The organism is Methanoculleus sp. UBA413, assembly GCF_002502935.1.
Taxonomy (GTDB): domain Archaea; phylum Halobacteriota; class Methanomicrobia; order Methanomicrobiales; family Methanoculleaceae; genus Methanoculleus; species Methanoculleus bourgensis.
The window spans coordinates 1-8658 of record NZ_DAQR01000057.1; the positions used below are offsets into that span (position 1 = coordinate 1).

9 protein-coding genes are annotated in these 8658 nt (G+C 61.4%); 3 read left to right on the top strand and 6 right to left on the bottom strand.

The window, feature by feature from the left end; translation table 11 throughout:
* Window positions 1-447: 447 nt before the first annotated feature.
* On the bottom strand, window positions 448-642 hold the full coding sequence (locus BP858_RS04185) for a YwbE family protein (RefSeq protein WP_286878927.1): 195 nt from the start codon (window positions 640-642) through the stop codon (window positions 448-450).
* 25 nt (window positions 643-667) lie between these two features.
* Complete coding sequence (gene lysS, locus BP858_RS04190; RefSeq protein WP_286878928.1) at window positions 668-2179, bottom strand: lysine--tRNA ligase; 1512 nt, start codon at window positions 2177-2179, stop codon at window positions 668-670.
* A gap of 365 nt (window positions 2180-2544) precedes the next feature.
* Here lysS and udg point away from each other — a divergent pair, with 365 nt between their 5' ends.
* Complete coding sequence (gene udg, locus BP858_RS04195) at window positions 2545-3165, top strand: type-4 uracil-DNA glycosylase (RefSeq protein WP_286878929.1); 621 nt, start codon at window positions 2545-2547, stop codon at window positions 3163-3165.
* A gap of 8 nt (window positions 3166-3173) precedes the next feature.
* Window positions 3174-3605, top strand: a complete 432-nt coding sequence (locus BP858_RS04200) for a bis(5'-nucleosyl)-tetraphosphatase (RefSeq protein WP_286878930.1) — start codon at window positions 3174-3176, stop codon at window positions 3603-3605.
* 262 nt (window positions 3606-3867) lie between these two features.
* On the opposite strand, the gene BP858_RS04205 is transcribed toward BP858_RS04200, so the two are convergent.
* The 4 genes from BP858_RS04205 to BP858_RS04220 all read right to left on the bottom strand — a co-directional run bounded on the left by BP858_RS04205 (window position 3868) and on the right by BP858_RS04220 (window position 7522).
* Complete coding sequence (locus tag BP858_RS04205) at window positions 3868-4200, bottom strand: DUF1622 domain-containing protein (protein ID WP_074175930.1); 333 nt, start codon at window positions 4198-4200, stop codon at window positions 3868-3870.
* Window positions 4201-4432: 232 nt separating this feature from the next.
* A complete protein-coding gene (locus tag BP858_RS04210; protein WP_074175929.1) occupies window positions 4433-5200 on the bottom strand; it encodes an ABC transporter ATP-binding protein in 768 nt (255 codons plus the stop codon).
* Window positions 5197-6315 (bottom strand): FecCD family ABC transporter permease, encoded by a 1119-nt coding sequence (locus tag BP858_RS04215; protein WP_074175928.1) that lies wholly within the window; start codon window positions 6313-6315, stop codon window positions 5197-5199. The genes BP858_RS04210 and BP858_RS04215 overlap by 4 nt, the downstream gene beginning before the upstream one ends.
* 46 nt (window positions 6316-6361) lie before the next feature.
* Window positions 6362-7522, bottom strand: coding sequence for an iron ABC transporter substrate-binding protein (locus tag BP858_RS04220; RefSeq protein ID WP_286878931.1), 1161 nt, complete (start codon window positions 7520-7522; stop codon window positions 6362-6364).
* Between the two features lie 303 nt (window positions 7523-7825).
* Here BP858_RS04220 and BP858_RS04225 point away from each other — a divergent pair.
* Window positions 7826-8658 (top strand): acetate--CoA ligase family protein (locus BP858_RS04225; protein ID WP_286878932.1); only part of this gene is annotated, 833 nt, incomplete at its 3' end.

Here is an 8658-nt window from a genome sequence, read left to right on the forward strand (position 1 = left end):
CCGCCGCCCCTGTCACCCTTCGCGCTCTCCAGCGTACGAGGTGGCGATCCGCCCCGCACACCCGCAGAACAAGGTGACAGGGGCGGCGGAACGGCAGACGTCAGGGCGACGTTGCGTATAATTTGGGTGCGATGGTATACTAGTGGACCGTTGCATCTTATTTTGCGGGTTCTGGTGCGGATCACCCACCGCTCGCGTGAGGCAATGGTGCCCATGCAACAACCATAAGGCTACGCTCTCCGGGCTGCACACATGAAAACAGCCTGCTCACCGGGCTCCCTGGATGGGGGACCGTGGTGGCTATCATCCTGGGGGTGGGGGACAGGAGAGAGTGGTCTCCCCCTCGCCGCACAACCCGAACCCGAGGCACGAGGGAACAGAGCAGGAGAGCCTCCCGTTCGTCAACCCCGGGGAGGTCTTCGTGGGAAATTAAGGTGAAATGCTCTGCTACCCGATAATCTCCTGCACCCGCCCGACCTGTCCGTCCCTGAGCCGGACCTTGATCCCGTGAGGGTGGAAGGACGAGTTCGTCAGGATCTCGGCAACAACGCCCCGGGTTCGCTTTCCGGTCCGCTGGTCTCGTTTGAGCACGACATCCACCGTCATGCCGGGGTGGATGGCGGCCCGGTTCTGTCCGTTCATGGCTATCGCGAGATGGCTCGCCGGGTCACTCCTCCCCGGCATCCCCGTTCGGGCCCGGGACGGCGGTCTTCATCTGCGGGAAGAGGAGCACTTCCTTGATGGATTCATTGCCCGTGAGGAGCATTACCAGGCGGTCGATGCCGATGCCGACGCCACCGGTGGGGGGCATCCCGTAGCCGAGCGCGTTGATGAAGTCATAGTCGATCATCTGTGCCTCAAGGTCGCCCCGGCGACGCCTGGCGTCCTGCTCTTCGAGCCTGGCCTTCTGGTCGAGCGGGTCGTTCAGCTCCGAGAAGCCGTTTGCCATCTCCATCCCGGCGATGAAGAGCTCGAACCGCTCAGTCAGTCCCTCCTTCTCCCGGTGCTTCTTTGCAAGCGGCGAGTTCTCGATGGGGAAATCATAGACAAACGTCGGCTGGATGAGGTGTTCCTCACCGAAGTGCTCGAAGAAGAGCGCCAGGAACTCACCCCGGGTCGCGGCCTCCTCGCAGCCCTCGACGTCATGTTCCCGGGCGAACGCACGGAGTTCATCGACCGTGTGAGCGCGGACGTCGATGCCGGCATACTCCTGCACCGCTTCCTCCATGGTGAGGCGGCGCCAGGGGCGGGTAACGTCCAGTTCGTGCCCCGCAAACGAGAGCGTGGAACCTCCATGCACCTCCTCCACCAGGTGCGCCATGATCTCCTCGGTGAGGTCCATCATGTCGTTGTAGTCCTGGTAGGCCTCGTAGATCTCCACCATGGAGAACTCTGGGTTGTGGTTGGTGTCGATGTCCTCGTTCCTGAAGTTCTTGGCTATCTCGAAGACCTTCTCAAAACCGCCGACGACCAGGCGCTTGAGGTAGAGTTCCGGCGCAATCCTGAGGTAGAGTTTCTGGTCGAGGTAGTTATGGTAGGTGGTGAACGGCCGGGCGTTTGCGCCGCCGTAGATCGGCTGCAGGGTGGGGGTCTCGAACTCCAGGTAGTCCCGCTCGAAGAGGAACTGCCGCAGGAGCGAGATGATCCTGCTCCGGGTTCTGAACGTCTCGCGGCTCTCCTCGTTCATGATCAGGTCGAGGTAGCGCTGCCGGTAGCGGGTCTCGATATTCTTGAGCCCGTGGAACTTCTCGGGGAGGGGGCAGACCGATTTTGCGAGGAGTTCAAACCGGTCGACCCAGATGGTGATCTCCCCCATCTTTGTCCGGAAGACGTGGCCGACGACGCCGACGATGTCCCCGGCGTCGATGTACTGCCTGAAGAGGTTGAACTCCTCTTCTCCAAGGTCATTTTTCCTGAGGTAGAGCTGTATCCTGCCGTCCGAGTCCCCGATGTCAGCGAATATCGTTTTGCCGTGTTGGCGGACCACGTAGACCCGGCCCGCGGTGCTGACCTCATCAGCGCTCTTCTCGTGCCCGATATCAGAGAACCGCTTCTTAATCTCGTCAATGGTATCTGTGCGTTCAAATTTATAGGGGTATACCGTCACCCCGCGCTCCAGCAGATCCTGTATCTTATCGATCTTTGTTGTATCAAAACAGAGATGATCCATATCACTCATAGTGTAAACAGCTCCATTCGTCCTGCAGCCCCCTCTTTGTCTCAAAAACCCGGGTTTGCCAATTCTCCGGGTTAGCAGGGCTGCACCCTCACTGGTAAATCCTATATACAGTTCCCCTCCGGAGCTATTAATCTTTGATGGAGGGTGGATTGGCGTGCTGCAAGCGGGCGGGCCGGTGGTTCCCTATACCCCGTCAGGAGGGCGTGCGTGACGGGCGGGCCAGGTAGCCGGCGCTGGCAACCATGCCGACAGAACAACATGCAGTCCAGGCGCAGACGGCGGAGCCGGCTATCCGGGGTCTGCCGGCACCCGTGGAAAACGCAATGTATAAAATGATAATACGAGGTATCGTCAATAGTTTGGGCATGGTGCAGGAGACGGGAAGACAGGAGGCGGTAGAGAGGCTCGCCGCCGTCATCAGCGAATGCCGGAAGTGTCCCCTCTGGGAGAACACCCATCATGCGGTACCGGGGGAAGGTGATGCCGGGGCCCGCCTCATGCTCATTGGCGAAGCGCCGGGTAAGCAGGAAGACCTCTCCGGGAAGCCGTTTGTGGGACGGGCAGGGAGGTTGCTCGAAGACCTCCTTGCGGGGATCGGTCTGTCACGGGACGAGGTCTTCATCGCAAACATCGTCAAGCACCGGCCGCCCGGGAACCGCGACCCCCGGGACGAGGAGATCCGTGCCTGCACACCCTATCTTGAAGAGCAGATCCGGATCATCGAACCGGAGGTGATCGTAACGCTGGGCCGGCACTCAAGCAGGTACATCCTCTCGTACCTGTCCGTAGAGTTCGACCGGATCACAGATATCCGTGGGACTGTCTACTCATGCTCCCTCTTCGGCCACCCGGTCCGTCTCATTCCCACCCTCCACCCTGCCGCCGCGCTCTACAACCCGGCATACCGGGAGGCCCTGGAAGAGGACTTCCAGGTCGTCGGGCGCGAACTCGCGAAGGCCGGCGGTTCTTCTCCTGCAGAGGGCTGAAAGGTTCAATGGCAAAAGAGAGGTCGTACGGGGCGGTCGTCTTCCGGCGGAATAGTGGTCTTCAGTATCTCATCTTGCAGTACGGGGCTGGGCACTGGGACCTGGTGAAGGGGCACGGTGAACGCGGCGAGAGCGAGAAGGAGACGGTGCTCCGCGAACTGGAGGAGGAGACCGGGATCACCCGGGCCACGTTTATCCCCGGGTTTCGTGAGGAGATCCACTACTTCTTCCAGCGCCGGGGGCGCACGGTCTACAAGGAGGTTGTCTACTACCTGGTCGAGACCCCTGAGAAGGAGGTAAGGCTCTCGAACGAGCACGTCGCCTACCAGTGGCTTCCATACGATGAGGCGATAGGGGCGATCACCTTCGCGAACTCAAAACGGGTGGTCGGGCAGGCGCACGAGCATTTGGCGGCGCGACGGAGCCGGAAGAGCAGGTGACTACTGCGGAGCCTGTGCGGGCCGGGGGCGCGCACCCTCCCAGGTCAGGTCCCCTCCCCCGTGGCGAAGAGCTACCACGGCCCACTCTGCGCGAGGATTGCATGGAGAATGGCTGTTTTCATTCGCGCGCAGCCTCACGCGAAGCCTTTGTAATTACTACCTCCACGCGCTTCGCGGCTTCGCGCGAGATGACGAAAGGGTGGAATCCGGGTGCATCCCGGGTTGGCGATGAGCTTCGGGATTACCAAATCCTATTTCCCCCTCACATCTTCCTCTCTTCCGGGAGTCCGCTCACCTCCTTCCCGAGGAAGTAACTCACGACTGTCCTGATGGCGACGAGCGACCCGAGGATGATCAGGTCCTGAAACGTCGGTTCGAGGATCGTCTTCAGGAGATCGGCGGCGACGAAGAACTCAAGACCTATCAGGATGCGTGTGGTAAACGTCCCCCTGATGTCGGGGTAACTCCGTATCCTGATACGCGTCTCCCGCGCCAGGAGCTCGATGATCGCGATTATTGCTCCATAGATGATAAAGAGCGCCCCGAACGCCCCGAACACCGTCCCGACAATCCCGATAGCGGTCTCCAGCAGCATGTCCGGCGGGCGTATTGGTCACGGTGGGGATATACGTTACCCGGACAGCGGTTTTACCGGTTCAATTGTATCGCATTACCCTGTACCTCCTGGCTGCCTCACGCGAAGGGCGCGAAGCCGCGAATACTGTCTCCCCTTCGCGTGCGATGGCAATCAACCCCACGCGCCAAAATCCGCAAAATAAGGTGAAATGGTCATCCCTGGCCGGGTTCCCGGGGCGCCCGCACCCTGGTCAGTCTCTCTCCGGGGTCAGCGGCACGACAACATGGAATCCGTTGTACCGCTCGACCGCCACTGGAACACCGTAGACCGCCTCGATGGTCTCCGCCGTCACGACTTCGGAGCCCCCGGCCGCGTGGATGACGCCGTCTTTTAAGAAGATAAACCGGTCGGCGTAGCGGAGCGCCATGTTCAGGTCGTGCATCGTCATCACCGCGGCGACATCGTGAGCCGCCACCACGCTTCTCACGATCTCGAGGATATCGATCTGGTTCCGGAGGTCGAGGCTGCTCGTCGGTTCGTCCAGGAGGAGGACCCTGGGCTCCTGTACCAGCGCCCGGGCGATGCTCACCTTCTGGAGTTCTCCGCCGCTCATCTCGTCGATGTAGCGAAGTGAGAGGTCCTCGAGGCGGAGCATCCGGATCGCCGCCTCGACGATCTTGAGGTCCGCGTCAGAGACGTTCCACTGGATATGTGGCCGCCGGCCGAGGAGGATCGCATCAAACGCGGTCATCCGGCCTGCCTCGGACCGCTGCGGCACGTAGCCCATCCTCCGGGCGATCTCCATCCGGTCTGCGGTGAGGAGGTCCAGATCCTCGACGATGATCGAGCCTGTCTTTGGCCGCAGGATAGCGTTCATGCACTTCAAAAGCGTCGTCTTCCCGACGCCGTTCGGCCCGAGGATCGCGAGGATCTGGTGAGGACGGATGCCAAACGTGATCTCCCGGATGACCGGGGTACTCCGGTAGGTGAACGCCACACCGTCGACATCGAGGATCATCGCCGATACCCCCGCAAGAGCAGGTAGATGAAGGTCGGTGCGCCCAGGAATGCCGTGAGCACGGCAACCGGGAGGACATACGGTGCCACGATGATCCTGGCGACGGTGTCCGAGGCAAGGAGGAGGATCCCACCCATCACGCAGGAGCCCGGGATCAGGAACCGCTGATCGTCGCCGATGAGTCTCCTCACCATGTGCGGGCAGACGAGCCCCACAAAGCCGATGACCCCGAGGAACGAGACGATCACAGCGGAGACAAGCGCCGCGACGACCATTCCAACGTTGCGGATCGCCTCGACGTTGACGCCGAGCCCCTTTGCGGTCTCATCGCCGGCATCGATTGCGTTGTAGTTCCAGCGGTTCGCGACGAAGTAGAGGGTCGCCCCCGCAACGACGAGGGCCATGAGCCCGAGCTCCTGCCAACCGGCCCTGCTGACGTCGCCGAAAGTCCAGAAGACGACCGCGGCGAGCTGGGTATCGTCGGCGAAGTACTGGAGGAACATCGTCCCTGCCGTGAAGAGAGAGGAGATGGCAACGCCGGCAAGCACCATCACTTCGGGGGATGCCCCGCGCACCCGGGAGATGAGCAGGATCACCGCTGTGGCGATAAGACAGAAGAAGAACGCTACAATCGTCGTCAGGTAGGGGTTGCTCACGGTGACGGCGTCGGCAACCGATGAATGCATCTGCCCGGTACCGAGGAGGATGACCGAGACGGCCGCCCCGAAGGCGCCGGCGTTCGATATGCCGAGCGTGAACGGTGATCCGAGCGGGTTTCTGAGGATCGACTGCATGGCGACACCTGCCACCGAGAGCCCTATCCCGGCGACGATCGCGGCAAGCGCCTGCGGGAGGCGGATGTTCCAGACGATCCGGTCCGTGCTGGAGAGTTCTTCAGCGGGGATCGCGGTTGAGTGAAGAAGCGCAGAGATCCGGTCGATTGTGCCGTTCACGAGGGAGAGGAAGACGTCGTAGGGAGGGATGCCTGCCGCACCGACCGAGATGGATACGACCAGGAGGATAAAGAGGAGGATGATCCCCCCGAGGATCCAGAGGTACTTGTGCCGCACGTATCCCAGGTAGTCTTCGGGGATGACCCCGTCTGCAAAGTGCACTTCTTCACACCCTCCCGCTGCGCTCAGATCCTCCCCGTATCATATCTTACAGCGGGATCTCCGCGAACCCGAGGTTCCTGTACTGGCTGTTCAGGTCACCAAGGACCGGTTTGCCGATGAAGAAGGTGTAGATCTCGTCTGCCTTCTTGACCGGGTCGACGTCGCTGAACCGGTCTGGATACAGGGTCTTCCCGACGAAGTAGGCGTCGGCAAGCACGGTCTCGTAGTTCGTGTTGTAGTAGTTGTACGGGAGGATGCCGTAGATCCGGCCTTCCTTCGCTGCAGAGAGGCCCGAGAGCGCGGCGTCGTTCTTCAGTTCGCCGACTGCCCCGTCCCCATCCATCTGGAGGGTGCCGACGTCAACGAAGATGTACTCGGGGTCCCAGTCGACGAGCGCCTCTTTTGCGACATCGGCGTGAGCCGTGCCGAGGCCGGCAGCGACGTTCTTCGCGTGCACCCAGAGGAACGGCGGGTAAGCCGGTTCGGTGGAGATGATCCCGTGGGCGCCCGCCATCGAGACGCCGCCGACATAGACTCTCTTCTGCTCGGCTTCGGGGATATCGCCGGTCCGGCGCTCAAGGTCGGCCATGGTATCCTCGACGTAAGCGATCACCTCTTCGGCCCGGTCCTGCTTCCCGAGGACCTCACCCATCGCGCGGAGACCCCCGTACATCTCGGCCTTCTCGGCGTCGTTCCGGAGCGAGCCGTACGGGAACGCCACGACCGGGATGCCGGTCTTTTCCTGGAGCTTGTCAGCCTCAGCGGCGCTGGTCCCGTATGCCGTTCCGGTTGAACCCGTCTTGAAGATGAGTTGCGGGTTTATCGCGATGATCTTCTCGGGGTCGTCCTTGCCCCTGAATTCACCGATCAGCGGGAGATCCTTGAACTGTGACCCGTAGGCGAGGGCATAGGGGCGGCCTTCTATCGCACTATCCCTCTTTTCGATGTCGTCGACACCGATGACGAGGTCCTGTGCCTGCATGTAGACGAGGTAGCGGAGACAGCCTGAGCCTGAGCAGACGACGCTCTCCGGGGATGACGGGACGGTGACGGTCCTGCCGAACCCGTCGGTGACCGGGGCTGCCTGGCCACCCTGGGTGACGGTAGTGCCCTGTTCGGTGCCGGTGCATCCGGCGGCGAGCATGAGCACAATGAGGGCCGTCAGCAGCGCGGCCGTGAGCAATCTGGTGTATCTATCCGATGTCATACTACTAACTATAGTCGTAGCACCAATTATTATACCTGACGAAAGAGGACCTATCTGGTGCCACGAAATATTTATGCGTAATACGTATGCGGATGCCAGGGTTGACCCTTGTGAATTTACCCGAAAGGCTGATCCTGCAGTCACCTGGACGGTTTTCAGTCTCTCTCATGTGCAGAAACCGGAGCCACCCCCCCGGGCCGGATAACTCTTATGAGTGATCGGCCCAATTCCAGGATGAGACGTCGATCATGTTAACCCCTGCACACCTGTTCTCGTGAGTGAGGAATAGAGATGCCGGAGAGGATGTTAACCGAATCAGAGGGATACGACCTGCTGCACGCGTGTGGGATACCGGTACCGCCTCACCAGGTGGTCACGAGTGCCGGCGATGCACGGGCGGCCGCTGGGATGATAGGCTACCCTGTCGTTATGAAGGTCATCTCCCCGGAAATCGTGCATAAAAGCGACGTCGGGGGGGTTATCACCGGGATCGAGGGGCCGGACAATGTGGACGCGGCATACCATACCATCATGCGGAACGCCGCTCTCCATGCTCCGGAGGCAGAGATCACCGGTGTCATCGTGGAGAAGCAGATGCCGGGAGGGCTTGAGGTGCTGGTCGGCGGGAAGACCGACCCGTCGTTTGGCAAAGTCATAACGTTCGGTCTCGGGGGAAAGCTCGTGGAACTCCTGCAGGATGTCGCCATCCGGGTGCTCCCTGTCACCGAAGATGATATCAGGGCGATGGTCCGGGAGATCGAGGGCTACCGGCTCATCCGGGGGTACCGTGGGGAGCCCCCGAAGGACGAGGAGGCGCTCGTCCGGGTCATCGGGAAGATGGCCCGCCGGTTTGCCGAAGACCCGGGGATCCGGGAGTTCGACCTCAACCCGGTCATCGTCTACGAGGACGGTGTCAGCGTCGTCGATGCGAGGATCATCACCGGTGATACCATCGGCACCGGGGCCGCGCCCCTCACCGTGCGGGCACCCCCCGCGACCTTCTATCCCCGCTCCATCGCCGTCATCGGTGCATCCGCAAGCCCGAACAAGGTGGGCTACTCCGTCCTGCGGAACCTGCTCTCCTTTCCCGGGAGCCTCTATCCGGTCAACCCGGTCCGGAGCGAGATCTTCGGGCG